Annotated in this window: 25 protein-coding genes; 11 read left to right on the forward strand and 14 right to left on the reverse strand. The window is 66.3% G+C overall.

The annotated features are described in order from the left end of the window. Window positions 1-2: 2 nt before the first annotated feature. The 3 genes from QOL82_RS14280 to QOL82_RS14290 form a co-directional block, all read right to left on the reverse strand. Complete coding sequence (locus QOL82_RS14280) at window positions 3-1,805, reverse strand: ABC transporter permease (RefSeq protein ID WP_430438483.1); 1,803 nt, start codon at window positions 1,803-1,805, stop codon at window positions 3-5. Window positions 1,806-1,877: 72 nt separating this feature from the next. Beyond that, entirely contained in the window at window positions 1,878-2,972 is a 1,095-nt protein-coding gene (locus tag QOL82_RS14285; RefSeq protein WP_283442955.1) for an ABC transporter substrate-binding protein, read from the reverse strand. Between the two features lie 37 nt (window positions 2,973-3,009). Then, complete coding sequence (locus tag QOL82_RS14290) at window positions 3,010-3,957, reverse strand: Bug family tripartite tricarboxylate transporter substrate binding protein (protein WP_430438484.1); 948 nt, start codon at window positions 3,955-3,957, stop codon at window positions 3,010-3,012. Between the two features lie 280 nt (window positions 3,958-4,237). On the opposite strand from QOL82_RS14290, the gene QOL82_RS14295 reads away from it, so the two are divergent. The 3 genes from QOL82_RS14295 (at window position 4,238) to QOL82_RS14305 (ending at window position 7,398) form a co-directional block, all read left to right on the forward strand. Next, window positions 4,238-4,915 (forward strand): response regulator, encoded by a 678-nt coding sequence (locus tag QOL82_RS14295; protein WP_283443033.1) that lies wholly within the window; start codon window positions 4,238-4,240, stop codon window positions 4,913-4,915. Next, window positions 4,912-6,318, forward strand: coding sequence for a sensor histidine kinase (locus tag QOL82_RS14300; RefSeq protein WP_283442956.1), 1,407 nt, complete (start codon window positions 4,912-4,914; stop codon window positions 6,316-6,318). Before QOL82_RS14295 ends, QOL82_RS14300 begins: the two co-directional genes overlap by 4 nt. A gap of 75 nt (window positions 6,319-6,393) precedes the next feature. Further along, complete coding sequence (locus tag QOL82_RS14305; RefSeq protein ID WP_283442957.1) at window positions 6,394-7,398, forward strand: CAP domain-containing protein; 1,005 nt, start codon at window positions 6,394-6,396, stop codon at window positions 7,396-7,398. 9 nt (window positions 7,399-7,407) lie between these two features. Here QOL82_RS14305 and QOL82_RS14310 read toward each other — a convergent pair whose 3' ends face one another. Next, window positions 7,408-8,007, reverse strand: coding sequence for a DNA-3-methyladenine glycosylase (locus QOL82_RS14310; protein WP_283442958.1), 600 nt, complete (start codon window positions 8,005-8,007; stop codon window positions 7,408-7,410). Between the two features lie 130 nt (window positions 8,008-8,137). On the opposite strand from QOL82_RS14310, the gene QOL82_RS14315 reads away from it, so the two are divergent. From QOL82_RS14315 to QOL82_RS14325, 3 genes are read left to right on the forward strand one after another with little or no spacing between them, the layout of a single operon-like run. Beyond that, window positions 8,138-10,204: a TonB-dependent receptor family protein gene (locus QOL82_RS14315; RefSeq protein WP_283442959.1), complete on the forward strand. Its 2,067-nt coding sequence runs from the start codon at window positions 8,138-8,140 to the stop codon at window positions 10,202-10,204. After that, a complete protein-coding gene (locus QOL82_RS14320; protein WP_283442960.1) occupies window positions 10,204-10,998 on the forward strand; it encodes a sulfite exporter TauE/SafE family protein in 795 nt (264 codons plus the stop codon). The genes QOL82_RS14315 and QOL82_RS14320 overlap by 1 nt, the downstream gene beginning before the upstream one ends. A gap of 30 nt (window positions 10,999-11,028) precedes the next feature. Next, entirely contained in the window at window positions 11,029-12,375 is a 1,347-nt protein-coding gene (locus QOL82_RS14325) for an amidase (RefSeq protein ID WP_283442961.1), read from the forward strand. Between the two features lie 55 nt (window positions 12,376-12,430). On the opposite strand, the gene QOL82_RS14330 is transcribed toward QOL82_RS14325, so the two are convergent. The 9 genes from QOL82_RS14330 to rpmH all read right to left on the reverse strand — a co-directional run bounded on the left by QOL82_RS14330 (window position 12,431) and on the right by rpmH (window position 17,955). Continuing rightward, on the reverse strand, window positions 12,431-12,736 hold the full coding sequence (locus QOL82_RS14330; RefSeq protein WP_283442962.1) for a cell envelope biogenesis protein TolA: 306 nt from the start codon (window positions 12,734-12,736) through the stop codon (window positions 12,431-12,433). A gap of 103 nt (window positions 12,737-12,839) precedes the next feature. Then, complete coding sequence (locus tag QOL82_RS14335; protein ID WP_283442963.1) at window positions 12,840-13,025, reverse strand: hypothetical protein; 186 nt, start codon at window positions 13,023-13,025, stop codon at window positions 12,840-12,842. Between the two features lie 135 nt (window positions 13,026-13,160). Further along, window positions 13,161-13,337: a DUF3606 domain-containing protein gene (locus QOL82_RS14340; RefSeq protein ID WP_283442964.1), complete on the reverse strand. Its 177-nt coding sequence runs from the start codon at window positions 13,335-13,337 to the stop codon at window positions 13,161-13,163. A gap of 113 nt (window positions 13,338-13,450) precedes the next feature. Next, a complete protein-coding gene (locus QOL82_RS14345) occupies window positions 13,451-13,843 on the reverse strand; it encodes a GtrA family protein (RefSeq protein ID WP_283442965.1) in 393 nt (130 codons plus the stop codon). Window positions 13,844-13,995: 152 nt separating this feature from the next. Continuing rightward, window positions 13,996-15,384 (reverse strand): tRNA uridine-5-carboxymethylaminomethyl(34) synthesis GTPase MnmE, encoded by a 1,389-nt coding sequence (gene mnmE / locus QOL82_RS14350; RefSeq protein ID WP_283443034.1) that lies wholly within the window; start codon window positions 15,382-15,384, stop codon window positions 13,996-13,998. 83 nt (window positions 15,385-15,467) lie between these two features. Beyond that, window positions 15,468-17,147 carry a membrane protein insertase YidC gene (gene yidC / locus QOL82_RS14355; protein ID WP_283442966.1) on the reverse strand — a complete coding sequence of 560 codons (1,680 nt, stop codon included), beginning with the start codon at window positions 17,145-17,147 and terminating at the stop codon, window positions 15,468-15,470. 18 nt (window positions 17,148-17,165) lie between these two features. Beyond that, on the reverse strand, window positions 17,166-17,411 hold the full coding sequence (yidD, locus tag QOL82_RS14360) for a membrane protein insertion efficiency factor YidD (protein WP_283442967.1): 246 nt from the start codon (window positions 17,409-17,411) through the stop codon (window positions 17,166-17,168). Continuing rightward, a complete protein-coding gene (gene rnpA / locus QOL82_RS14365) occupies window positions 17,408-17,794 on the reverse strand; it encodes a ribonuclease P protein component (protein ID WP_283442968.1) in 387 nt (128 codons plus the stop codon). The genes yidD and rnpA overlap by 4 nt, the downstream gene beginning before the upstream one ends. A gap of 26 nt (window positions 17,795-17,820) precedes the next feature. After that, a complete protein-coding gene (rpmH, locus tag QOL82_RS14370; RefSeq protein ID WP_011872825.1) occupies window positions 17,821-17,955 on the reverse strand; it encodes a 50S ribosomal protein L34 in 135 nt (44 codons plus the stop codon). A 390-nt stretch (window positions 17,956-18,345) separates the two neighbouring features. On the opposite strand from rpmH, the gene dnaA reads away from it, so the two are divergent. The 4 genes from dnaA to QOL82_RS14390 all read left to right on the forward strand — a co-directional run bounded on the left by dnaA (window position 18,346) and on the right by QOL82_RS14390 (window position 24,868). Beyond that, on the forward strand, window positions 18,346-19,758 hold the full coding sequence (dnaA, locus tag QOL82_RS14375) for a chromosomal replication initiator protein DnaA (protein WP_283442969.1): 1,413 nt from the start codon (window positions 18,346-18,348) through the stop codon (window positions 19,756-19,758). A gap of 113 nt (window positions 19,759-19,871) precedes the next feature. Beyond that, the gene (gene dnaN, locus QOL82_RS14380; RefSeq protein ID WP_283442970.1) at window positions 19,872-20,978 is read left to right on the forward strand and encodes a DNA polymerase III subunit beta; all 1,107 of its coding nucleotides are present in this window, start codon (window positions 19,872-19,874) and stop codon (window positions 20,976-20,978) included. Between the two features lie 180 nt (window positions 20,979-21,158). Continuing rightward, window positions 21,159-23,657, forward strand: coding sequence for a DNA topoisomerase (ATP-hydrolyzing) subunit B (gyrB, locus tag QOL82_RS14385; protein WP_283442971.1), 2,499 nt, complete (start codon window positions 21,159-21,161; stop codon window positions 23,655-23,657). 215 nt (window positions 23,658-23,872) lie between these two features. Further along, entirely contained in the window at window positions 23,873-24,868 is a 996-nt protein-coding gene (locus tag QOL82_RS14390; RefSeq protein ID WP_283442972.1) for an MBL fold metallo-hydrolase, read from the forward strand. 57 nt (window positions 24,869-24,925) lie between these two features. On the opposite strand, the gene QOL82_RS14395 is transcribed toward QOL82_RS14390, so the two are convergent. Further along, window positions 24,926-25,915: a formylglycine-generating enzyme family protein gene (locus tag QOL82_RS14395; protein ID WP_283443035.1), complete on the reverse strand. Its 990-nt coding sequence runs from the start codon at window positions 25,913-25,915 to the stop codon at window positions 24,926-24,928. A gap of 295 nt (window positions 25,916-26,210) precedes the next feature. On the opposite strand from QOL82_RS14395, the gene QOL82_RS14400 reads away from it, so the two are divergent. Then, window positions 26,211-26,666 (forward strand): NUDIX hydrolase, encoded by a 456-nt coding sequence (locus tag QOL82_RS14400; RefSeq protein ID WP_283442973.1) that lies wholly within the window; start codon window positions 26,211-26,213, stop codon window positions 26,664-26,666. Window positions 26,667-26,778: the final 112 nt, after the last annotated feature.

Raw genomic sequence — 26,778 nt, forward strand, 5'->3', positions numbered from 1 at the left:
CTTTAATCGTGAAGTCTGACGCCGAAGCGCAATGCGATGGCAAGGCCGATCGCCACCAGCGTGATGTTGATGAAGGAAAGCGCGGCCACCAGGTCGACTGCGCCGGCGCCCCACATGGAGACGATCATCGCGCCGATCACCTCGGTGCCCGGCGAGAGCAGGTAGACGCCGGTCGAGTACTCGCGCTCGAAGATCAGGAACACCATCAGCCAGGCGCCGATCAGGCCGTACTTCACCAGCGGCAGCGTGACGTCGCGCGTCACCTGGCCGCGGTTGGCGCCGGCGGCCCGCGCCGCTTCCTCCAGCTCCGGCCCGACCTGCAGCAGCGCGGTCGTGATCAGCCGCAGGCCGTAGGCCATCCACACCACCGAGTACGCCAGCCAGACCGAGAAGATGGTCGAGCGCAGCGCCCGCAGCTGGGGGATCAGGTTGTCGCTGAGCCAGCGCGCGACATCGTTGTCGAACATCTTCAGGCCGTTGTCCAGCAGCGCCGGCACGAACAGGAACACCCACAGGAAGGACAGGCCGGCCAGGAGGCCCGGCACGGCGCGCGGCACCAGCACGCTGTAGTCGAGCACGCGGGTGATGCCGTCCGGCTTGCGGTGCATCGCCAGCGCGATGCCGCTGTAGCACAGCACCGCCACCGCGCCGCCGATCACGCCGATCAGCACCGTGTTGGTAATGCCGCGCACCAGCGAAGGCTGTTCGTAGATGTCGCGGAAGTGGGCCAGCGTCAACACGTCGAGCAGCTTCACGCCCTCGCCCCAGTGCGTGACGAAGGCGCGCAGCACGATGCCGGAAATCGGCACGATGATGGTGAACACCAGCCAGGCCGCGATCAGCGCGAACGCCACCCATTTCCATTTACCCAGCGGCAGCGCCTTCTGGCGCGCGCCCTTGCCCTTGATCGACACGTACTTGTTGGCCGACTTCAGCAGCCAGCGCTGCAGCATCACCAGCGGCATCGTCACCGCGACCAGGCATACCGCCACCGCCGCCATCAGGTGATACGACGGCGTGCCGAGCTTGTTGGTCAGCTTGTACAGGTAGGTCGCCAGCACCAGGTGGCCTTCCGGGTCGCCCAGCACCAGCACCAGGCCGAACACCTCGAAGCCGAGGAAGAACACCAGCACGCCGGAATAGGCCAGCGCCGGCATGATCATCGGAAGCGACACATTGAGCGCGACCTGCAGCGGCGACGCGCCGGCCACCCGAGCGGCTTCCTCGACGTCCGAGCCGAGGCTCTTCAGCGCAGCCGATGCATACAGGTAGACGTGCGGCACGTGGGTCAGGCCGGCGATGACGATGATGCTCGGGAACGCATACACATTCCACGGCTGCACGCCGATCAGCTGCTTGACCCAGACCGTGTAGAAGCCGACCGGCCCCATCGACACCACGTAGCCGAAGGCCACCACCATCGGCGAGACGAAGATGGGCACCAGCAGCAGCGGCGCGATCCAGTTGCGGCCAGGCAGGTCGGTGCGCACCATCAGGAAGGCCAGCATGCCGCCCAGCGGCACGGCGATCAGGGCCAGGCCGCAGGCCAGCATGAAGCCGTTGATGAAGGCCTGGCGGAAGTCGGGGTCGTCGAAGATGAAGCGGTACGGCTCCAGGCTCAGTTCCCTGGCCGGCGAGAAGAATGGGGCCGACAGCACGCTCTGGTAAAAGATCAGCGTCAGCGGCACGAAGATGGCCAGCAGCGTCAGCGTCACCACGATGCCGCGGTTCCAGTTGATGCGGCCGGACGGACGCGGCAGTTCGAGCTGCAGCGGCGCGGTCGGTTGCAGGGGATGGGTTTGCATGGCAGTCCCGTTAGATGATGTGAATGATCGGGCGCCATGCCCTGGCGGGCACGGCGCCGGCGCTGCTTGCGCTTACTTCTTCGCGGTCGCTTCTTTCCACTGCTTGAGGAAAGCCAGGCGCTTGGTCTGGTCCAGGTACTGCAGCAGCTGCGGGCCGACGGTCAGCGGCTTGAGCGCGGTGCCGAGCTGCTTGGTCAGTTCGGCCGAGGTGGTCTCGCCGGTGACGTCGGAGCGGATCGCGAAGAGCTGCGATTCATTGGCGATCACGGTCTGGCCGCGCTTGGACAGCACGTAGTCCAGCCACAGCTTGGCGGCATTGACGTTCTTCGCCGACTTGTTGATGAACATCACGCGCGACAGCACCAGCGTGTAATCCTTGGGGAAGGCCACGCCGATCGACGGGTCCTTCTTCGCCCGCACCAGCGCATAGGAACCCAGCATGTTGTAGCCGATCAGGTTCTCGCCGGACGAGATGCGCTCGAGCATGGTGCCGGTGGACGACTGCACCCGCAGGCCGGCCTGGCCCAGGGTCTTGGCGAAGTCCCAGAACTGCGGATTGATCGCCAGGTCGTTGGTGATGAAGGTGAAGCCGACGCCGGCCTTCTCGATGTCGTAGGTGGTGATCTTGCCCTGGTACTTCTCGGCCTTGGTCGTCATCAGCTTGGCCAGGTCGGCATGGGTGGACGGCACTTCGTCGGCCGGCACCAGGCGCTTGTTGTAGACGAACACGGCAGGCTCGAAGGTCGTGCCATAGGCGGTGTCCTTCCAGTTGGCCCAGGCGGGAACCGCCGCGCCCTCGGGCGACTTGTAGGCCAGGCCGTAGCCGTCGGACACCAGCTTGACCTGCAGGTCCATCGCCGACGACCACATCAGGTCGGCGGTGGCGCCGCCGGCGGCGGCTTCCGAGATGAAGCGGTTGTAGACCTCGGTCGAGTTCATGTCGTTGTATTCGACCTTGACGCCCGGGTACAGCGCGCTGAAGTCCTTGATCAGCGGTTCGGCAGCCTTGGAGTCGGTGGCGCTGTAGATCACCAGCTTGCCTTCCTTCTTCGCGCCGTCGACGATCTTTGCATAGTCGGCCGGGTAGCCGGCAGGCGCCTGCGCGCTGGCGGCGCCGGCAGCCAGCGTCAGGACGGCGGCGGCGATCAGGGTATTGGAAAATTTCATGTCTGCTCCTTGGTTTTTTGGATGGAATGTTGCGGGCCTAGCGAACAAGGCCCAGTTCGGCTGCCTGCCGGTGGTAATTCTCTTCGGTCCTTGCGACATAGTCGGTCAGCAGCTTGCCCGTCATGGCGAACGGGTACAGGCCGTGGGCCGCGCGCAGCTGGTCGAACGACTTGTCGGCCATCATCCGGTCGAACGCGGCGACCCAGCGGCGGTAGTCGGCATCGGGCACCTGCGGCCCCATGTAGAGGCCGCGGATGATGGGCCAGGTGACGTCGTAGCCCTGCTCGCGCGCGGTGGGCACCTGCGCCAGCGCGCCGGGCAGGCGCGCATCCGACAGCACGGCCAGCACCCGGATGCGGTCGGACACCGCATGCAGCGAGGCTTCCGAGACATCGCCCGACACCACCTGCACATGGCCGGCCAGCAGCGCGGTGAAGGATTCGCCGCCGCCCTCGAAGGCGACGAAGCGCAGCTTCTTCGGGTCGACGCCGGCCTGCTTCGCCACCAGCGCGACCTTGATCCAGTCCTGGCTGCCGATGGTGCCGCCGGCGCCGATGGTGACCGCGGCCGGGTCGCGCTGCATCGCCGCCACCAGTTCGCGCAGCGACTTGTAGGGGGAGTCGGCGCGCACCGCGATCATGCCGTAGTCGGTGCCCACCGCCGCCACCCAGCGCACGTCGGCGCCGGTGGAGCGGCCGAACTTCCCGAGCACCACGTTGAGCAGCGAGCCGCCCGAGAACGCGACCAGCGTGTCCGGCTCGGCCCGCCGCTGCGAGACGATGGAGCTCCAGGCGACCGCGCCGATGCCGCCCGGCAGGTAGGACAGCCGCAGCGCGTCGCCGCCCAGGCCCTTCTGCGCCAGCTTGCAGGTCTGGTCGAAGCCGCCGCCGGGCTTGGAGGGGACGATGCACTCGGCGGCAAAGGCGGTGCTGAGAAACAGCGACAGCAGGATGCCGACGCCGAACCCGCGGCATGCAGGGTGCAATAAGCGCAGCGCATTGCACCAGCCGCCAGGCAAACGCCGTCCGTCATTGACGGACGGTGCAATGCGCCTGCGCTTATTGCACCCTGCGAAATTGACGGTGTCCGAACGGTTCACGCAGTCACCGCCACGCTCAGGCCTGCGCGTTGGATAAAAAGGCGAATCTGGGTATGATGAAAAAGCCGTGGCGCTGCATGATGTCGTCTCCAGGAATGGTTTTATGTTCTTGTGGGACGAACGATACGACGGCTTCCCTTTCAACTTCCTTTCAATTGTCCGCCCGATGCGCATTTTGCTGGTCGAAGATCACCTGGAGCTGTCGCGCTGGATAGGCCAGGCGCTGCAGGATGCGCACCTGACGGTGGAATTCGCGATGAACGGCGCCGATGCCGACAGCCTGCTGCACACGCAGGAATACGCGCTGGTCATCCTCGACCTGACGCTGCCGAAGATGGACGGCCTCGAGGTGCTGCGCCGGCTGCGCGCGCGCGGCGGCAAGGCGCCGGTGCTCATCCTCACCGCGCGCGGCGGGCTGAACGAACGGGTGCAGGGCCTGAACCTCGGCGCCGACGACTACCTGGCCAAGCCCTTCGAACTGGCGGAGCTGGAGGCCCGGGTCAAGGCGCTGCTGCGCCGCAGCCAGGGCAACGAGGCGCCGACGCTGCGCTGCGGCGCGCTGTCCTTCGACACGGTGACCCGCATGTTCCATTACGGCGGCGCGGCGCTGGCGCTGACGCCGCGCGAATACGCGGTGCTGGAGGCGCTGCTGGCGCGCGCCGGCCGCGTGGTGCCCAAGGACAAGCTGTTCGCCGAAGTCTTCACGCTGGACGACGAGGCCAGCCCGGACGCCATCGAGATCTATATCCACAGGCTGCGCAAGAAGCTCGACACCGTCGAGGAAGGACGGGTCGTCATCACCACGCTGCGCGGACTCGGCTACCTGCTGCAGGAACGGCAATGACGCCCGCGCCGCGGCGGCTGGGCAGCCTGCGCGGGCAGCTGCTGCGCTGGCTGCTCATTCCGCTGGCGGTGCTGGTGGCGATCAACGCGGTGTCCGTCTACCGCAATGCGCTGGACGCCGCCGACCTTGCTTACGACCGCTCGCTGCTGGCCTCGACCCGCGCGCTGGCCGAGCGGGTTTCCATCGTCAACGGCCGGGTCGTGGCCGACGTGCCCTATGTCGCGCTGGACAGCTTCGAGACCGACACGCTGGGCCGCCTGTACTACAAGGTCACCGGCATCAACGGCGAATTCGTGTCCGGCTACGACGACCTGCCGCCGGTGCCGGCGAAGGCGAAACGGTCCGACATCTACCCGGCGCTGGTGCGCTTCTACCATGCCAGCTACCGCGGCACGCCGGTGCGCATCGCCGCGCTGCTGCAGCCGGTCTACGACGATTCGATGCGCGGCATCGCGCTGATCCAGGTCGGCGAGTCGCTCGACGCCCGCTACGACCTGTCCCGCAAGATCCTGCTCGACACGCTGTGGCGGCAGGCGGCGCTGGTGCTGGCGGTGGCCTTCCTGTCCTGGTTCGCGGTGCGCTTCGTGCTGCGGCCGCTGATGCGGCTGACCGAGGATGTCGCCAGCCGCGCGCCGACCGACCTGGCGGGCTTCGACGCGGCGCTGGTGCACCGGGAGGTGCGGCCGCTGGTGCATGCGATGAATGGCTACATGGACAGGCTGCATGCGCTGATCGGCGGCCAGCGCCGCTTCATCGCCGACGCCTCGCACCAGCTGCGCACGCCGCTGACGGTGCTCAAGACCCAGGCCGAGCTGGCGCTGCGGGCCAGCGACCCGGCGGCGATGCGCGAGATCGTCGAAGGCATCGCCCGCACCACCGACGCCACCGTGCACCTGGCCAACCGGCTGCTGACCATGGCGCGCGCCGAGCATGGCGTCGCCGAGGGCCAGCTGGTCAGCGTGTCGCTGAGCGACACCGCGCGCCAGGTCGGCATGGCGCTGGCGATGGCCGCGGTTGGCAAGGACATCGACCTGTCGTTGGAGGCCGAGCAGGACGTGCTGGTGACCGGCAATGCGCTGCTGCTGCACGAGCTGCTGGCCAACCTGCTCGACAATGCGATCCGCTACACGCCGGCAGGCGGGCGGGTGGCGCTGCGGGTGCTGGCGGCCGGCGACGGCGCAGTGCTGGAAGTCGAGGACAGCGGCATCGGCATCGCCGCCGGCGAGCGCGAACGGGTGTTTGCGCCGTTCTACCGGGCGCCCGGCGCGCAGCAGGTCAACGGCACGGGCGCCGGGCTGGGCCTGACCATCGTGCGCGACATCGCCGCGCTGCATGGCGCGCGCATATTGCTTGACGACAACGAACATGGCGGCCTGACGGTTCGCGTATACTTCCCAGCCTGAACCCGGCATCTGGATTCGTGTCAAATTCCGCCAGTGTCCGCCTCACTCCCCTTTCATTTTTGTCCAAGGAACGCCATGGCTACCGCACAACGTATGAATGCCCGTCCCAGCGCATGGCTGGTTTCCCTGCTGACCGTGGCGCTGATTGCCGGATGCGGAGGCGGTGGCGGTGGCGGTAACGACAGCGGAACCGACAGCGCGACCAGCACCGCGCAGTCGGGCAATGGCGCAAGCGACACGACCGCCACGCCGGTCGCCGAGGCCGGCGCGCCGCAGGCCACCGGCAACATGGCGACCGACGGTTTCAACTGGTTCAATTTCCGGCGCCAGCAGATGGGTCTCTCCACCCTCAGCCGCAATGGACAGATCGACACGGCGGCCCTGAACCATTCGAATTACCAGGCGCTGAACAATACGATCACGCATGACGAAATCAATGGACGGCGCGGATTTACCGGCGCGAACGTGCTCGACCGGCTGCGCGCGGCGCAATACTCGGTACCGGAGAGCAATTACGCGTATGGCGAAGTGATCTCGTCCACGCCCGACACCAACGGCGTCAATGCGGCCGAGGACCTGATCGCCGCGATCTACCATCGCTTCGTGATCTTCGAGCCGAAATTCCTGGAAGTGGGCGCGGCCAGCACCACCGCCGGCAGCGGCTATACCTATTTCACGACCAATTTCGCCACCCGCACGCTCAACCGCAACGGCCTGGGGGACGGCAGGCTGGTGATCTATCCGTTCCGCGACCAGCAGAACCTGCCCACCGTGTTCTTTTCCGACCAGGAGCAGCCGGACCCGGTGCCCGACCGCAACGAGGTCGGCTATCCGGTGAGCGTGCATGCGGACATCACGTCCACCCTGACCGTGCAGTCCTTCACCATCAATCCGCGCGGCGGCGCGGCGCTGGCCACCAGGCTGCTGCGTAAGGAGACCGATGCCGAGATCGGCGAACCGTCGGTCGCCGCCATCATCCCGCTGGCCGTGCTGCGGCCGCGGACCGTCTACGACGTCCGTTTCGTCGGCACGGTGGACGACGTGCCGGTCAATCTTTCCTGGTCCTTTACGACCCGCTAGCCGCGGCGCTCATTTGCGCGACACATGGCTGTTGCCTTCGAGGTAGAAGCGCAGCGGCCGCGCCGCCCACTCGCCGGCGTAGTCGACGCCGATGCGCGGCCGATGCACGACCGGCGCCGCATAGCCGTCGGGCCGCGCCAGGATGTGCAGGTCGTCGCTGCAGAAGTCATGGCCGTTGAGCCGGCGGTCTATGCCCATTGCCTTGCATAACAGGCCGGGCCCGCTGGTCTTGCCGGGCAGGTTGCGCACCGGCTCCAGCGCCCGCAGCAGCACCGCGGTGCCCTCGCCCGGCGGCCCGGTGACGACATTGATGCAATGATGCATCCCGTAGATCAGGTAGACATACGCATAGCCGGCCGGCCCGAACATGATGCGGGTGCGCGGCGTGATGCCCTTGGACGAATGCGCGGCCAGGTCCTCGACGCCGAGATAGGCCTCGGTTTCCACGATGCGGCCAATGCGCTCGACGCCGTCGCTGCGGTGCACCAGCAGGCAGCCGAGAAGCTCGCGCGCCACCGTCTCGGTGTCGCGGTCGAAGAACGCATGCGTCAGCCGGGCCGCGTTCGCCAGGAAGGCTGGCTTGTCGTTCATGTCAGTCATGTCGTTCATTCAACGATGGTGCCACAGCGGCGGCGGGCGACGCTTGCCTGAACGCATAGCACGGCGCACCAGAATGTTGCAATTTCGGTATACGCATTAGAATGGCGAACCCCGGTTCAATCCACCACCAGACGATGCCATGATCCAGCGCACCACTTCCGTTTCCCTCGCATCGCTGCTGGTATGCGCAGGCGCCTTCAGCACAGCCGCCCAGGCGCAGCAGACCGAGCCCACGCTGGGCGAGGTGGTCGTCAGCGGCAACCGCAGCGAACAGCGCCGCTTCGACGTGCCGGGCGCCATCGACGCGGTCGAGGTCGACCAGATGCGCCTCGGTTCGCCGCTGGTGAACCTGTCGGAACTGATGTCGGCGGTGCCCGGCGTCCAGGTGCGCAACCGGGAAAACTATGCGCAGGACCTGCAGCTGTCGGTGCGCGGCTTCGGCACCCGCTCCACCTTCGGCGTGCGCGGCGTGCGCATCCTGATCGACGGCATCCCGGCCACCATGCCGGACGGCCAGGGCCAGGTGTCGTCGATCAGCCTGACCTCGGCCAAGCGCATCGAACTGCTGCGCGGCCCGCTGGCCCAGCTCTACGGCAATGCCGCCGGCGGCGTGCTGCAGGTGTTCACCAAGGACCCGCCGGTGTCGTCCACGCCGCAGTTCGGCGTTGCCGCCGGCGTCGGCTCGGACGGCCAGCGCCAGCTCGATCTGTCGGTCGGCGGCGGCAGCGAAACGCTGGGCGCGCTGCTCGACGTGTCCCGCTTCCGCACCGACGGCTACCGCGACCACAGCGCCGCCGAACGCACCCAGCTCAACGCCAAGGTGGTGGCGCGGCCGTCGTCGGCCACCACCATCACCGGCGTACTCAACACCTTCGACCAGCCGCTGTCGCAGGACCCGCTGGGCCTGAACCGCGCCGACTTCCGCAACAACCCGCGCCAGGCATTCGGCGGCGCCTATGCCTTCGACACCAGGAAGACCATCGAGCAGAAGCAGGCCGGCGTGGTCGTCGAGCATGACGTGTCCGCCAGCGACCGCATCAACGCCCGCGTCTACGGCGGCACCCGGCAGGTGTTCCAGACGCTGGCGCTGCAGGCCAACGGCGTGGTCGACCTCGACCGCAGCTTCGGCGGCGTCGGCCTCAACTGGACGCACAAGACCCGCGTCAACGACCTGCCGCTGCAATGGACGATCGGCGTCGAGGCCGACCAGCTGAAGGAAACCCGCAAGGGTTTTGTCAACAATAGCGGCACTCCCGGCGCGCTGGCGCGTAACGAGGACGACACCGCGAAGAACCTGGACTATTTCGGCCAGGTCGACTGGACCTTCGCGCCGCAGTGGCAGGCAACGGCCGGGCTGCGCGTGAGCCGCGTGCGCTTCAGCGTCGACGACAACTTCATCACCGCGACCAATCCCAACGACAGCGGCGGCGTGACCTACCGCAACACCAGCCCGGTGCTGGGCCTGGTGTGGCATGCGAACGACAACCTCAACGTCTACGGCAACCTGGGCACCGGTTTCGAGACGCCGACCCTGGCCGAGAGCGCCTATCGTCCCGCAAACACCGGCTCCGGCCCGAACTTCCTGCTCAAGGCGTCGAAGAGCACGCAGGCCGAACTGGGCATCAAGGCCCGGCAGGGCCGCCACAGCCTGGACCTGGCGCTGTTCCAGAGCCGCAGCCGCGACGAGATCGTGCCGCAGTCCACCCTGGGCGGCCGCACGGTCTTCCAGAATGCCGACCGCGTCGGCCGGCGCGGCATCGAGGCCGGCTGGAAAGCCGACTGGCAGCCTGTCAGCACCCGGCTTGCCTACACGCTGCTGGACGCGCGGTTCAAGTCGTCCTACCAGAGCGGCGCCAACACGGTCGCGGCGGGCAACCAGCTGCCCGGCGCGCCGCGCCACAGCCTGTACGCCGAGACCGAGGCGCGGATCGGCGAAGGCGCCACCGTCGGCCTGGAAATGCGGGCGGAGAGCAAGATTCAGGTCAACGACACCAACACCGACGCCGCGCCCGGCTATGCCGCATTCAACCTGCGCGCCGGCAAGGAGCTCCGCGCCGGGCCGGCCAGGGTGTTCCTGTTCGCCCGCATCGACAACCTGTTCGACCGCCAGTATGCCGGTTCCGTCATCGTCAATGACGGCAACGGCCGCTTCTTCGAGCCCGCGCCCGGACGGCGGCTGTTCGTCGGCGCACGCACCCAGTTCTGATGGCCTGGTTCGCAATCTATCTCGCATCGGGCGCGTTCGTCGGCATCCTGGCCGGACTGCTGGGCATAGGCGGCGGCATGACGCTGGTGCCGGTGCTGGCGGCGCTGTTTACGGCCCAGCATTTCGCGCCCGACCATATCGTCCACCTGGCGCTGGGCACCGCGATGGCGTCCATCGTCTTCACGTCCGCCTCCAGCGTGCGCGAGCACTGGCGGCTGGGCGGCGTCGACCTCGCCATCGTGCGGCGGATGGCGCCGGGCATGGTGACCGGCAGCCTGCTGTCGACGCTGGCGGCAGGCTGGATCGCGCAGCGCCACCTGGCGCTCGCCTTCGCCGTGATCGTCTATGCCGGCGCCACGCAGATGATCCTGAACCGCAAGCCGGCCGCCGCCCGTCCGCTGCCGGGCGCGGCGCCGCTGTTCGGCGCGGGCCTGGTCATCGGCACCATCTGCGGCCTGGTGTCGGCCGGCGGCGCCTTCCTGACCGTGCCCTTCATGCTCTGGTGCGGCGTGCCGCTGCGCACCGCGATCGGCACCGCCGCGCTGCTGGGCATCCCGGTGGCCGTGATCGGCACGGTCGGCTACCTGGTGTCGGGCTGGAGCATCCCGCAGCTGCCCGCATGGTCGGCCGGGTTCATCCTGCTGCCGGCGCTGCTGGGCCTGGTCAGCGGCAGCATCGTCACCGCGCCCTTCGGCGCGCGGCTGGCGCACCGGCTGCCGGTGCTGGCGCTCAAGCGCATCTTCGCGCTGCTGCTTTACCTGCTTGCGACCAAGATGCTGCTGACTTATTGGTAAACGAACTTCTGGCATGGAAACCCGACCGACATGATCCCTACCCTCGCTGAACTCCGCGCGTCCCTCGACGAAGGCCGCGCCACCTCGCTCAGGCTGACCGATGCAGCGCTGGCGCATATCGCCGATCCTGCCGGCGAAGGCGTGCGCGTCTTCACCAAGGTCTATTCCGGCCAGGCGCGCGCCGCCGCGCAGGCCTCGGACCTGCTGCGCGGCGCCGGCCTGGCGCGCTCCGCGATCGAAGGGCTGCCCATCTCGATCAAGGACCTGTTCGACGTCGCCGGCGACACCACGGCGGCCGGCTCGGTGGTGCTGGCCGGTGCGCCGCCGGCGACGCAGCATGCGGCGATCGTGCGGCGGCTGCTGGCGGCCGGCGCGGTCATCGTCGGCCGCACCAACATGACCGAGTTCGCCTACTCGGGCATCGGCATCAACCCGCACTACGGCACGCCGCGCAACCCGTGGGACCGCGAGACCGGGCGCATTCCCGGCGGTTCCTCGTCGGGCGCGGCGGTGTCCGTGTCCGACCACATGGCGGTGGCCGCCATCGGCACGGACACCGGCGGTTCGGTGCGCATCCCGGCGACGCTGTGCGGGCTGACCGGCTTCAAGCCGACCGCGCGCCGGGTGCCGCTGGACGGCGCGCTGCCGCTGGCCACGCGGCTAGACTCCATCGGCCCGATAGCGGCCAGCGTGCGCTGCTGCGCGCTGCTGGATGCGATCCTTTCCGGCGACGATGCGCCGCTGCCGTCCGCGGCCCGGCTGCGCGGCATGCGCCTGGCGCTGCCGGTCACGGTGGTGCAGGACGGCATGGACAGCCAGGTAGCGGCGGCTTTCCAGGGGGCATTGTCGCGGCTGTCCGCGGCCGGCGTGCTGATCGATGAAATCGAGGTGCCCGAGTTCGACGCGCTGGCCGCCATCAATGCGACCGGCGGCCTGAGCGGCGCCGAGTCCTGGGCCTGGCACCGCGCGCTGATCGAGCGGTCCGCCGACGCCTACGACCCGCGCGTGCTGTCGCGCATCCGGCGCGGGCAAAGCATGTCGGCGGCCGACCTGCTGGAGCTGCTGCAGGCGCGCATGCGCTGGATCGCGTCGGTGGAACAGCGCATCGCCGGTTATGACGCGATGATCATGCCCACCGTGCCCATCGTCGCGCCGACGCTGGCCGAGATGGCGGACGACGATGCGTATTACCGGAACAATGCGCTCATCCTGCGCAACCCGACCTTCATCAATTTCCTCGACGGCTGCGCATTGTCGGTGCCCTGCCACGTGCCCGGCTCGGCGCCGGCAGGGCTGATGCTGGCCGCCGCCGGCGGCCGCGACCGCGCTGTGCTGGCGCTCGGCATGGCGGTCGAAGCCTGCCTGCGGCGGGCATGAAAAAGCCGCTGCACGTCCAATGACGGCAGCGGCTTTTTAAATCAGGCGAAACGCCTTACTTCATTGCCTTGGCATCGGCCTTGGCTTTCTCATAGTCGGCCTTGGCCTGCTTCTTCGCGGTGTCCGCCGCAGCGTCCGCGTTCTTCTTGCAGGCGCTTTCGTCGGCGCCAGTCAGCTTCTTGCACGCTTCCTTGGCAGCCTTCTCGTCGCCTTCCGCCTTGGCCTTGGCAGCCTTGTAATCGCCTTCAGCCATTTCCTTGTGGGCCTTGGCATCCTGCTTGGCTGCATCGGCTGCGAAGGCAGGCGCCTGCATGGTTGCTGCAAACGCGCAGGCGGTCAGCATGGTCAGTAATTTGTTCATCGTATTCTCCTCGCTACGGATTGTCGGAGTAAGGAGCTTACGTCGCCCTGCTGCGCCGGTCGGTGCGCTATTTCACACACCGGCTGTACGCATGCCTGGAGTATCAGCCGCCGTGATAGATATTCAGGTTGCCGTTAGGATCGATGACCGGATTCTGGTTGACGCTCGGTCCCTTCGAGCCCATGCCGGAGCCCATGCTGGACATGCCGGAGCCGCCCGACGAATTCATACCCATGCTGGAACAGCCAGCCATTGCAACGACCATCAGGATTGCGGCGATCTTTTTCATCTTATTTCTCCAAGTGATGCGTCAAATAACGCGATACCAAATGGACAAAATGAAACGTGCGCGGTTCCGGTTTGCGCGCTGCACCATGCGCGCCATCAAACTAGGGCATGGTGTCTGTCAGACATCCTGTTACAGCTACTTGCCCAGATGCCTGCCCACTGCCTCGACCGACGTGCCCGCGGCCTGCACCGCCGTGCGCAACTGGTCTTCGGTGACGCCGAAATGTTTGCTCCAGTACTGAAGCTCCCACGGCTCGTTGACGTTGATGCGTGAACGGTCCTGCGGTCCGCGGTCCTCGAGATTGTCAGCCATGATTCCTCCTTGTCTGCGCTTGCGTTATTGGTGAACGGACGAGAAGGGTTGGATGCGGGGAAGCCCGCACAGTTCATTCAATGCGGGCCGGGGGAACACCGGCGCAGGCCGGCCTAGCGGAAGACGAACAGCTTCGAGCTGATGAAATTGACCGACATGCCGGCGATGGAGCCGATGGCCACGCCGATCAGCGGCACCATCGGGCCGGGCGGCAGCATCGCGACCGCAATCGCCGAGCACAGGTAGTTGATGATGCCGCCGCCCAGCATCGCCAGCAGGTAGCGCCACCATTCCTGCCACACGGACATCGAGCCCGATGGCTTGAACGCGTAGTTGCGGTTGATCTGCCATGTCGCAAAGACCGCGCACAGAAAGGAGATGCCGCGTCCCGCGTAGAAATTGGCGCCGGCGGCCATCGCCAGGTAGAGCACGGCGACGTCGACCAGGAAGCCGATGCCGCCGGATATGCCGAAACGCAGGAGTTGGGAAAGAGTGGATTTGGTCATTGTGATGAAGCTGTGGTGAAAGGTATATGCCTGCAATCCGCCGGCCTGAACGCGCGAGGCGCAAAGCCGACATTCTTGCATGACTCGTCGATCACGGTAGATGAAGCGCCATCGCCGATGGCGCAGGAACGTTCCTGCGCAACGTTCCTGCACTACTTCCCGATGCAGAAGCGGCTGAAGATCACGCCCAGCAGATCGTCCGACGTGAACGCGCCGGTGATGCTGTTGAGCCTGTCCTGCGCCAGCCGCAGTTCCTCGGCAAACAGGTCCAGCGCCTGGTCGTTCTGCGCTGCCAGCTCGGCTGCCATGTCCAGGTGTTCGCGCGCGGCCTTCAGCGCCACCAGGTGCCGCTCCCGCGCCAGGTACAGTGATTCGCCGGTCTGCTGCCAGCCGGCGATGCGCAGCAGTTCGGCGCGCAGCAGGTGCAGGCCGGTATGGTCGGTGGCGGACAGGTAGATGTGGGTCGCATCCGGCAGCTGCTCGATGTCGGCGCGGTGCCCGGACAGGTCGATCTTGTTCCACAGCCGGATCACCGGCACGTTCGGCGGAAAGCGCTCGACGATTTTGTCGTCTGCCCTGGTCGGGCCGCGGCTGGCGTCCAGCATGTGCAGGATCACGTCCGCATCGCGCACCGCGCCCCAGGTGCGTTCGATGCCGATGCGCTCGACTTCATCGCTGGCGTCGGCCGCTTCCCGGATGCCGGCCGTGTCGATGATGTTGATCGGTATCCCCTCGATCTGTATGGTCTCGGTGACCTTGTCGCGGGTGGTGCCGGCGATGGCGGTGACGATGGCCACGTCGGACCCGGCCAGCGCATTGAGCAGCGAGGACTTGCCGACATTGGGCTGCCCGGCCAGCACCACGTTGAGGCCGTCGCGCAGCAGCGCGCCCTGCGCCGCCTGCTCGAACACCTGCTGCAGCGATGCGCGGATGCGCGCGAGCTGGCCGCGGGCGTCGGACTTTTCCAGGAAGTCGATCTCCTCCTCCGGGAAGTCCAGCGTCGCCTCGACCAGCATGCGCAGGTGGATCACCTGGTCGACCAGGCCATGGATCACCTTCGAGAACACGCCCGACAGCGACTGCGACGCCGACTTCGCGGCCGCCTCGGTCGACGCCTCGATCAGGTCGGCCACCGCCTCGGCCTGCGCCAGGTCCAGCTTGTCGTTGAGGAAGGCGCGCTGGGTGAATTCGCCGGGCTGGGCCAGGCGCAGGCCCACGCCCTGCCCGGCTTCCAGGCAGCGCTGCAGCAGCATCTGCAGGACCACCGGGCCGCCGTGGCCCTGCAGTTCCAGCACGTCCTCGCCGGTGTAGGAATGCGGCCCCTTGAAAAAGAGGGCCAGGCCCTGGTCGATCACGCTGCCGTCGGCCTGCACGAAGTCGAGATAGGTCGCATGGCGCGGCGTCAGCAGGCGGCCGGGCGGAAGCGCGCATACCGCCTGCATCACCGGTTCCAGGCCGCGCCCTGACAGCCGCACGACGCCGATGCCGCCGCGGCCCGGTGCGGTGGCGATGGCGGCGATGGGAGTGGTGTCGGGATTCATGTTGTGCATTATTTGTCGGTCGATAAAAAAAGGCCCGTGACGCTGCTGCGCGCACGGGCCTTGCTGCTAACGCATGCGGCCGGTCAGGCGGCCTTGGGCGCCTGCAGGTTGCGCGTGATGAACCACTGCTGCGCAATCGACAGGATGTTGTTGACCACCCAGTACAGCACCAGTCCCGACGGGAAGAAGAAGAACATGACCGAGAAGATGATAGGCATGAACATCATCACCTTGGCCTGGACCGGGTCCGGCGGCGTCGGGTTGAGCTTGGTCTGGATGAACATCGACACGGCCATCAGCACCGGCAGGATGTAGAACGGATCGGGCGAGGCCAGGTCATGGATCCAGCCCAGCCACGGCGCATTGCGCATCTCGACGCTGGCCAGCAGCACCCAGTACAGCGCGATGAAGACCGGGATCTGCACGACGATGGGCAGGCAGCCGCCGAGCGGGTTGATCTTCTCGGTCTTGTACAGCTCCATCATTGCCTGGTTCATCTTCTGCGGGTCGCCCTTGTGGCGCTCGCGGATCGCGGTCATCTTCGGCGTGACCAGCTTCATCTTGGCCATGCTGCGGTAGCTTGCGGCCGACAGCGGGAAGAACACCAGCTTGATCAGGATGGTCAGCACGATGATGGTCCAGCCCCAGTTGCCCAGGAAGGTGTGGATCTGCACCATCAGCCAGAAGATGGGCTTGGCGACGATGGTCAGCCAGCCGTAGTCCTTCACGAGGTCAAGGCCGGGCGCGATCTTGAGCAGGGTTTCCGACTCTTGCGGACCCGAGTACAGCCTGGTGTCCATGCTGACCGTGGCGCCCGGCGCCACCGTGCCCAGCGGCAGGATGTTGCCGACCGCGTACAGGTTGTCGACCTTCTTGGTGAAGATCTCGCGCGGCGCCTTTTCGGGCGGCACGAAGGCCGACACGAAGTAATGCTGGATCATCGCGATCCAGCCGTCGTTCGACTTGGTCGCGTGGCTGTCCTTGCCGCTGCCGATCTTGTCGAAGGCCAGCTTCTGGAACTTGTCGGCGTCGGTGTAGACGGCCGGGCCGGTGAAGGTGCTGTAGAACTTCGAGTCGCCGGGCAATGCGCCGCCGTCGCGCAGCAGCTGCACGTACAGCGATGGCGACACCGGCGCGCCGGACACGTTGGTCACGTCATGCTTCACGTCGATCAGGTAATCGCCGCGGCGGAAAGTGTAGGTCTTGACCAGCTTCACGCCGCCCTGCTCCGACGTCATCACCAGCTTGACCTCGTTGCCGCTGTCGAGGCCGCGTGGGCCGGGCTGAACGGTGAACGGCGTGCGGTGGTTGGGGAAGGCGCCGCCGATCAGGCCGGTCTGGGCCAGGTAGGTGCGCTCCGCGCTATGGTCGAACAGCACGACATTCTTGGTCGGGTCCTGCGCGTCCTTGTGCTTGAGCAGCTCCAGGCGGCGCAGCTCGCCGCCGACGCTGTCGATCTCGGCCTTCAGCACGTCGGTGGTGATGATCACGCGCTCGCCCTGCGCAGCCGCCGCGGCGGCCGGGGCGCCGGGCACGGCCGCCGCGCCTGTGGCTGCCGCACCCGGCGTCGCGCTGGCCTGCGGCACCTGGCCTGCCGTGCCGGGCGCCGCGGTTCCAGGCGCTGCGCCGGCAGCCGGATTGGCCTGCTGGGTCGCGCTCGGGAAGAACATCGACGGCTTGCCGGTATAACGCATCCAGTTATCCCAAAGCAACAATATCGACAGTGAGAATACAACCCACAGGACGGTGCGTTTGATATCCATATGTTTATTCATCAGTAATCAGGAATTCAGCGAGTGGCCGGACGATTTCGCGGGGGCTGGAACCGGATCGAGTCCCCCCGGGTGCCAGGGATGGCATTTGCACAGGCGCCGGGCAGCCAGCAGGCTGCCGCGGGCCGGGCCGTGCAGGTCGATAGCCTGTGCGGCGTAGTCGGAACAACTGGGGTAGAAGCGGCAGTTCTGCCCGAGGAACGGGCTGATGGCCAGCTTGTAGCCGCGCAGCAGCAGCAACAGCATACGTTTCATGGCTGCGTCCCGCCTTGCCGCAAGGGCTGGAACAGGCGGACCACCTCCAGGCGCAGCGCGGTTTTCAGCGCCGCCGTGATGGCGGGGCCGCTCTTGGCGTTGACCGGCTTGGACAGGCGCACGATGCAGTCGACCGGCGGCAGCATGCTTTGCCGGAACAGTTCGCGGGTGATGCGCTTGATGGTGTTGCGGGTGACGGCGCGCGGCGCGAAGCGCTTGGCGACGACCACGCCGAGGCGTGCATGGGCGAGTTCATTGGAACGCGTATACAGCACGAAATGCGCTGTACGCTGCACGGGCCGCAAACGAAAAACGGATGAAAACTCATCCGTTTTAACGATGCGCTTGTCGCGTGCGTAATTCTGTGGGCCTTCGCCTGTCACGCCAGCAGCCGGCTTGCGGTGCCGGATTAAGCGGCGAGGCGCTTGCGGCCCTTGGCGCGACGTGCATTGAGCACAGCGCGGCCGCCGCGGGTTGCCATGCGTACGCGAAAGCCATGGGTGCGCTTGCGGCGGACGACGGAAGGTTGGTAAGTACGTTTCATTATGGTTCTCGCTAAATGGCAGAAATACGGAAAAAGAAAATAGGGCGGAATGTTCGCAAGCCGCATAACCCACCTGCCCGGCGCCCGGCACCGAACGAGCCGCCGACCGAACCGCTGATGGCGCTTGCGTTGCCAACAGCCGCCACAACGTCAACGCTGCTGGCAGTGAACCCGTGATTAGACAGCAGATTCGGCTTGTCTGTCAATCACTTAGCCCCATATACGTAGCTAGGGAAACGCCGGGAAGTCGGCCGATAAAGCGCCCGCCTGTGGATAACTTCGGCGGGCGCGGGTAGAATAGCACCAATTCAGTACCCGCATTCCTGCGACAAAACAGACGCTTCAGAGATCATTGCCGTACCGGTCCTGCGCAATTTATTTAGACGATTAATGGAAAATTTCTGGCAGACCTGCTCCGCGCAGCTGGAGCAGGAGCTGACGCCGCAACAGTTCAGCGCATGGATCAAGCCGCTGGCGCCGCTCGACTTCGAGGACGGCCGCCTGCGCATCGCCGCGCCGAACCGTTTCAAGCTGGACTGGGTGAAAACCCAGTTTGCCAGCCGCATCAGCACGCTGGCCGCGCAGTTCTGGGAAGCGCCGATCGAAGTGCAGTTCGTGCTCGACCCGCGCATCGGCAATGCGCGCCGGCAAGCCGCCGAAGCCGGCCCGGGTTCGACCTCGCAGGTGCCGCAGCGGGAAAACGGCGCCGCCAAGGGCGGCATGAACGGCAGCGCCGAGGCGCGCGACCAGGCGGCCGAACTGGCCGACTCGCCCCGCCGCGAACAGAGCAAGATCAACACCGCGCTGACCTTCGAGAGCTTCGTCACCGGCAAGGCCAACCAGCTCGCGCGGGCAGCCGCGATCCAGGTCGCCAACAACCCGGGGATCTCGTACAACCCGCTGTTCCTGTACGGCGGCGTGGGACTGGGCAAGACCCACCTGATCCACGCGATCGGCAACCAGGTGCTGGCGGAAAACGCGAACGTGAAAATCCGCTACATCCACGCGGAGCAGTATGTCCGCGACGTGGTGACGGCTTACCAGCGCAAGGGTTTCGACGACTTCAAGCGCTATTACCATTCGCTCGACCTGCTGCTGATCGACGATATCCAGTTTTTCGGCGGCAAGAGCCGCACCCAGGAAGAATTCTTCTACGCATTCGAGGCGCTGATCGCGGCGAAGAAGCAGATCATCATCACCAGCGATACCTATCCGAAGGAAATCACCGGCATGGACGACCGGCTGATTTCCCGCTTCGACTCCGGCCTGACGGTCGCGGTCGAGCCGCCGGAACTGGAAATGCGGGTCGCCATCCTGCTCAAGAAAGCCGCGTCCGAGGGCGCCGTGCTGTCCGACGACGTCGCCTTCTTCGTCGCCAAGCACCTGCGCTCCAACGTGCGCGAGCTCGAGGGCGCATTGCGCAAGATCCTCGCCTACTCGCGCTTCCACGGCAAGGACATCACGATCGATGTCGTCAAGGACGCGCTGAAGGACCTGCTGTCCGTGCAGAACCGGCAGATTTCGGTGGAGAACATCCAGAAGACGGTGGCCGACTTTTTCAATATCAAGGTCGCCGACATGTATTCGAAGAAGCGGCCGGCGAACATTGCGCGGCCGCGCCAGATCGCGATGTACCTGGCCAAGGAACTGACGCAGAAAAGCCTGCCGGAAATCGGCGAGCTATTTGGCGGACGCGACCACACCACGGTGCTGCATGCCGTGCGCAAGATCGCCGCGGACCGCAACAAGAGCCCCGAATGCAACCACGAGCTGCACGTGCTCGAGCAGACGCTGAAGGGCTGATGCATGCTGCCTGCATGCCTGTGGATAACTGGCGTGCGGGCATGCCGGCAATGCGCCGGAAGAAGTCGGTAATCGTCATGAAAAACAACGCTGATCAACCATAAGGAAAAGCCATGCAATTGGTCAAAACTCACAGGGACACGCTACTTCGACCGCTGCAAGTCGTGAGTGGTATTGTCGAGCGTCGGCATACGCTGCCGATTCTGGCCAATATCCTCATCCGCAAGGACGGCGAGCGGGTGTCCTTCCTGTCGACCGATATCGAAGTGCAGATCACCACCCACGCGAACGTGGGCAGCGGCAGCGAAGTCGCCGCCACCACGGTGGCCGCGCGCAAGCTGCTCGACATCCTGCGCGCGCTGCCGGACGGCGACGACGTCTCGCTGTCGCTGTCGAACAAGCGCATGACGGTACAGTCGGGCAAGTCGCGTTTCGCGCTGCAGACACTGGCCGCCGAGGAGTTTCCGACGGTGGCCCAGGCCGAGCAGTACAACGCGACCGTCACGCTGCCGCAGAAGACGCTGAAGCACCTGTTCAACATGGTCCACTTCTCGATGGCGCAGCAGGACATCCGCTATTACCTGAACGGCCTGCTGCTGGTGGTCGACGGCAAGAACGTGATCGCTGTGGCGACCGACGGCCACCGGCTGGCGTTCTGCCAGGTCGAGACCGACCAGGAATTCCCGCGGCAGGAAGTCATCATCCCGCGCAAGACCATCATCGAGTTGCAGCGCCTGCTGGAGGAAAGCGACGACCCGGTCACGCTCGACATCGCAGGCAACCAGGTCAGGCTGACGTTCGCCGACATCGAGCTGGTGTCCAAGCTGGTCGAAGGCAAGTTCCCGGACTACACCCGGGTCGTGCCCAAGGGCTACAAGAACGACTTCACGATAGACCGCGACCGCCTGCTGCGCTCGCTGCAGCGCGCTGCCATCATGACGTCCGACAAGTTCAAGGGCGTGCGCTGCGTGATCAGCCCGGGCAGCATGAAGATCAGCTCCACCAACGCCGACCAGGAAGAAGCGGTCGACGAGCTCGAAATCGATTACGGCGGCGACAGCGTCGACATCGGCTTCAATGTCAGCTACCTGCTCGACGTCCTGAACAACCTCAAGTGCGAAAGCGTCAACATCGCGCTCGGCGACGCCAATTCGTCCGCGCTGATCACGATACCCGACAATGCCGACTTTAAATATGTCGTCATGCCGATGCGCATTTGATTGATTCCCTGTCCCGCGTCCGCCTGGCGGCGCGGGGACGCCAGTTCTCTCGCGACGAGGCGCAGCAGGTTGTAGCAACAGGTTTTACCTAGTCCGGCACGAAGGTTGACGCAGCAGGCTACCCTGCCCGCCGCGCCAGTCCTGGATTTTTCCGCAGCATCCGTTTTTTAGAAGGCAGCCATGTCCGCGATCCCAACTGAACCCACCAACGAGCCGCAAGCGAACCAGTACGGCGCATCCTCCATCCAGATCCTGGAAGGGCTGGAGGCGGTGCGCAAGCGCCCCGGCATGTATATCGGCGACACGTCCGACGGCACCGGCCTGCATCACCTGGTGTTCGAGGTGCTGGACAACTCCATCGACGAATCGCTGGCCGGCCACTGCACCGAGATCCATGTCACCATCCATGCCGACAACTCGATCTCCGTGACCGACAACGGCCGCGGCATCCCGACCGGCATCAAGTGGGACGACAAGCACGAGCCCAAGCGCAGCGCCGCCGAGATCGTGATGACCGAATTGCACGCGGGCGGCAAGTTCGACCAGAACTCGTACAAGGTCTCTGGCGGCCTGCACGGCGTCGGCGTGTCCTGCGTCAACGGCCTGTCCAAGCTGCTCAAGCTGACCGTGCGCCGCGACGGCAAGCAGCATTACATGGAGTTCGTGCGGGGCGTCCCGCAGAACCGTGACATCGAGACCATCGACGGCATGGTCGTCTCCCCGATCAAGGTCACCGGCGAGACCGACAAGCGCGGCACCGAGGTGCATTTTTGGGCCGACGAGGAAATCTTCAGCCATGTCGAGTTCCACTACGACATCCTGGCCAAGCGCATCCGCGAGCTGTCCTTCCTGAACAATGGCGTGCGCATCCGCCTGTCGGACCAGCGCAGCGGCAAGGAAGAGATCTTCGCGTTCGAGGGCGGCACCCGCGGCTTCGTCGAGTACATCAACAAGGCCAAGAACGTGCTGCACCCGACCATTTTCCAGGCCACCGGCGAACGCATGTCGGACCAGCACACCAACATCACGGTGGACGTGTCGATGCAGTGGAACGACGCGTTCAACGAGCAGGTGCTGTGCTTCACCAACAACATCCCGCAGCGCGACGGCGGCACCCACCTGACCGGCCTGCGGGCCGCGATGACGCGGGTGATCAACAAGTACATCGACGAGCACGACTTCGCCAAGAAGGCCAAGGTCGAGATCGCCGGCGACGACATGCGCGAGGGCCTGACCTGCGTGCTGTCGGTCAAGGTGCCGGAGCCGAAGTTCAGCTCGCAGACCAAGGACAAGCTGGTGTCGTCCGAGGTGCGCGGCCCGGTCGAGGAAATCGTCGCCAAGACGCTGTCGGACTACCTGCAGGAAAAGCCGAACGACGCCAAGATCATCTGCGGCAAGATCGTCGAGGCCGCGCGCGCGCGCGAAGCCGCGCGCAAGGCGCGCGACCTGACCCGCAGGAAAGGCATCATGGACGGCCTGGGCCTGTCGGCCAAGCTGGCCGACTGCCAGGAAAAGGACCCGGCGCTGTGCGAACTGTACGTGGTCGAGGGCGACTCCGCGGGCGGCTCGGCCAAGCAGGGCCGCGACCGCAAGTTCCAGGCGATCCTGCCGCTGCGCGGCAAGGTGCTGAACGTGGAGAAGGCGCGCTTCGAGAAGATGCTGTCGTCCGAGCAGATCACCACGCTGATCGCGACGCTGGGCACCAGCATCGGCGCCGATGAATTCAACATCGACAAGCTGCGTTATCACCGCATCATCATCATGACCGATGCGGACGTCGACGGCGCCCACATCCGCACGCTGCTGCTGACGCTGCTGTACCGGCAGATGCCGCTGCTGGTGGAACGCGGCCATGTCTACATCGCGCAGCCGCCGCTGTACAAGGTCAAGCATGGCCGCGACGAGCGCTACCTGAAGGACGATGTCGAGGAAGCCGCGTACATGATGCAGATCGCGCTGAACGACGCGGCGCTGGTGCCGGCCGAGGGCGCGGAAGCGATCAGCGGCGACGCGCTGGCCGAGCTGGTGCGCCAGTACAACACGGCCAACGCGATCATCATGCGCCTGACCCGCGCAATCGACGCGGCCGCGCTGTCGGCCATCATGACCGGCGTGACGCTGAAGCTCGACAGCGTGGCCGATGCGCAGGCGTCGGCGCAGGCGATGCGCGACGCGATCAAGGACCCGACGGTGGAAGTCATCGTGCGGTCGGACGAACTGTCGGACAAGCACATGCTGCGCATCCAGCGCATGTTCCATGGCAATGTGCGCGTCAGCGTCATCGATGCCGACTTCGTCGACAGCCCCGACTACGCGGTCTTGTCGGCGGCGGCCGCCACCTTCCGCGGCCTGATCGGCCCCGGCGCGCTGGTGCGCCGCGGCACCGGCGAGAAGGTCAGGGAGTACGGCATCGCCGACTTCCACCAGGCGATGGCCTGGCTGCGCGACGAAGCCGAGCGCGGCGTGTCCAAGCAGCGCTACAAGGGACTGGGCGAGATGAACCCGGAGCAGCTGTGGGAGACCACGATGGACCCGAAAGTGCGCCGCCTGCTCAAGGTGCAGATCGAGGACGCGATCGCGGCCGACCAGATCTTCACCACGCTGATGGGCGACGACGTCGAACCGCGCCGCGCGTTCATCGAGCTGAATGCGCTGCAGGCAGGGAATATCGACGTCTGATATCCGGCGGTCGCGGCATGCGCGGCGGCGCCGCGGCGCCGCTCAATGAGAAAGGCCGGCCCTGCGCCGGCCTTTCTCATTGAGCGGCCGGGAAGCGTCCGCTGTCCGCCGCCGGGACGCCGCTCCGGCGGGCCCGTCCCGGCCGGCGATGAAATAACGGTAAGATCTCCTGCGCCGCACTGCGGCCCACAAAGAAAAACACCTATGGAGATCCGATGAAGAGTATGACCCTGTCCCTGATGGCGGCCGCCATGGCAACGCTGCTGGCCTCCTGCAGCAATCCGCCCGCGCGGCAAACCGCCGGCGACGCCGGGGCCGCCCATGTCGCCGCCGCGAACCAGGCCGCCGGCGCCGACCTGCAGGCCCTCACCGTGCTGTGCAAGCCTGCTCCCGCGACCCGCGCGTCGCACGATGAAGTCGAGAAAGGCGTGGCCGGCCAGATCGCGCGGCCGGCGCCGGCGCCTGGCAAGGCATTCGACAACCTGTACTTCGTCGGCGCTGCCTGGGTCAGCGCCTGGGCGCTGAAAACGTCGGACGGCATCATCCTGATCGATGCGCTGAACAATGCGCAGGAAGCGTCGACGCTGATCGAGGGCGGCATGAAGAAGCTGGGACTCAACCCGGCCGACATCAAGTACATCGTCGTCACCCATGCGCATGGCGACCATTACGGCGGCGTCAATCACCTGGTGGAACGCTACCGCCCGCGCGTGGTGATGAGCGAGGCCGACTGGGCCATGACCGAGGGCAAGCTGGAATTCGAGTCCTCGCAGTGGGGGCCGGTGCCGAAGCGCGACATCGTTGTCAAGGATGGCGACGCGATCACGCTGGGCGACACCCGGGTCACGCTCTATGCGACGCCGGGCCATACCGCGGGTACGATCTCGCCGGTGTTCGACGTGACGACCGGCGGGCAGAAGCACAGGGCGATGATCTGGGGCGGCACCGCATTCAACTTTGGCCGCGACATCCCCCGGCTCGACAGCTATATCGGCGCGACCAGCCGCATGATGCAGCTGGCGGGCGAGCAGAACATCGACGTCATGCTGTCCAACCATGCCGGCTACGACGGCACGGTGCCCAAGCTCGCGCAGATGTCCGCCCCCGGCGCGCGCGGCAATCCCTTCGTGCTGGGCACGCCGACGGTCAGGCGCTCGCTGACCGTGATGAACGAATGCGCGCAGGCGACCCGGGACCGCTTCGGGAGCTGAGCGCACGGGCCGGCGGGCTGGCGGGATAACGAACTGGCGGGCTGGCGTGCAGGTGGATCAATCGGCTTCGCGCAGCAGCCGCATGCCGACCAGCGTATAGCGCGTGCCCGGCGCATTCCAGTTGCGGAACGCCGAGCGCGCGTAGAAGGACCAGGTGTGCCACGAGCCGCCGCGGCGCACCCGCACCGCGCCGGTCGCCGGCCCGCGCGGATCGTCGACCGGCGAGACCGCGTAGTAATGGTCGTCATGCCAGTCCGCGGTCCATTCCCAGGCATTGCCATGCATGTCGTACAGGCCGAACGCATTCGGCGCGTAGCTGCCCACCGGCGCGGTGAATGCATGGCCGTCGTGCCCGTCGAGCGCGCGGCTCGCCCACTTTTTCCAGAACGGCGCCGCATCGGCGTCGAACACGTTGGCCACGCCCGGCAGCGACTCGGGATCGTCGCCTGCGTGGTAGCGGGTGCGCGTTCCGGCGCGCGCCGCGTATTCCCATTCCGCTTCGGAAGGCAGCCGGTAGGCATGTCCCTCGGTGCGCGTGAGCCAGTCGGCCATGGCTGCCGCGTCGTTCCAGGTGACGTTGACGACCGGATGGCTGTCGTCCTGCGGAAAGCCCGGATTGCGCCACGAGTATTTCGGATCGCGCCCCTCGAAGGCGTCGCCGCGGGCTGTCGTCGCCGGGTCGTAGTCCGGGTTGTAGCCGTAAGCGCCGGTGCCGTCCGCGACCGACTCCGGGACATGGCCGGACGCCTCGAGGAAACGCCGGAACTGGCCGACGGTGACCTCGGTCTGGCCAAGATAGAACGGCCTGGTGATGCGCACCCGGTGCACCGGGGCCTCGTCGGCGATGTCGGTGAAGCGCTTGCGTTCATACGCGGGCCAGGACTGCGCAAGCGTGTCGGGCGGCTCGTCGCTGCCCATCATGAATTCACCGGCGGGCACCCGTACGAAAGGCATGCCGAGGCTGTTGACCAGCAGCGCCGGCGGCGCCGGCCAGGCGGGGGTGACGGCACAGCAGGTCAGGGCGAGCAAGGCCGCGCGCATAGGCATCATGTTGTCCGGTGAGTTGATGATGGTCCGGCAAGGGCGGTCCGCATGTCCGGCCCTTCATTGCGGGCCGCGTGCAGGCCGACCCGGTTCACGATAATGGCGCTTGCAGGCGCGCCGGTCCAGCGGCGCACTCGCATTCCGGACAATGGTGTGCTGCGCGGGACCTGCGGTCAAGCCGATGCCAGGCCGGTGCGCAGCGCGCAATACGGCGGCGGCGCCTATCGCTACAATGGTTGCCGGCCTCGCCCGCCGCCTTTCCGGCGCATTCTTTCCTTCCATTCCGGCACGACCACCGATGACGAAACATTCACTGGATTTCAGCACCAGGCACGACCTGCCGGTATCCTGCGGCGTCGTCGTGATCAACAGCCGCGGCCAGGTCCTGCTGTGCCATGTCACCGGCCACGACCTGTGGGACCTTCCCAAGGGCATGCAGGAAGCGGGCGAACCGCCCATCCATACCGCCAGGCGCGAGCTGCACGAGGAGACCGGGCTGGAATTTGCCGAAGACCTGTTCGTGGAACTGGGCCGCTTCGATTTCCGGCCCGACAAGCGGCTGCACCTGTTCCGGGTGCGGGCGCCGGCAAGCCTGGCGGACATCTCCCACCTCACCTGCGCGAGCCACTTCATCCACCCGGACACCGGCGAGCCGACGCCCGAGATGGACGGCTTCCGCTGGGCCAGCCGGGACGACGTGAGGCGGCTGTGCGGCCCCAACATGCAGCGGGTGCTGCTGGGCGTCGACTGGTAAGCCGGGAGCGGGCGGCCGGTGTCGGCCGGCTGGCGACATGCCGGGGCCGGATGTCGGGCGCCGGGCGACGCATCGGCTGGCCGGGCGCGGCCCGCTGCCCCTTGCGTTCTCC

Origin of the sequence: Noviherbaspirillum suwonense, assembly GCF_900182955.1 — a bacterium.
Lineage (GTDB): Bacteria > Pseudomonadota > Gammaproteobacteria > Burkholderiales > Burkholderiaceae_D > Noviherbaspirillum_A > Noviherbaspirillum_A suwonense.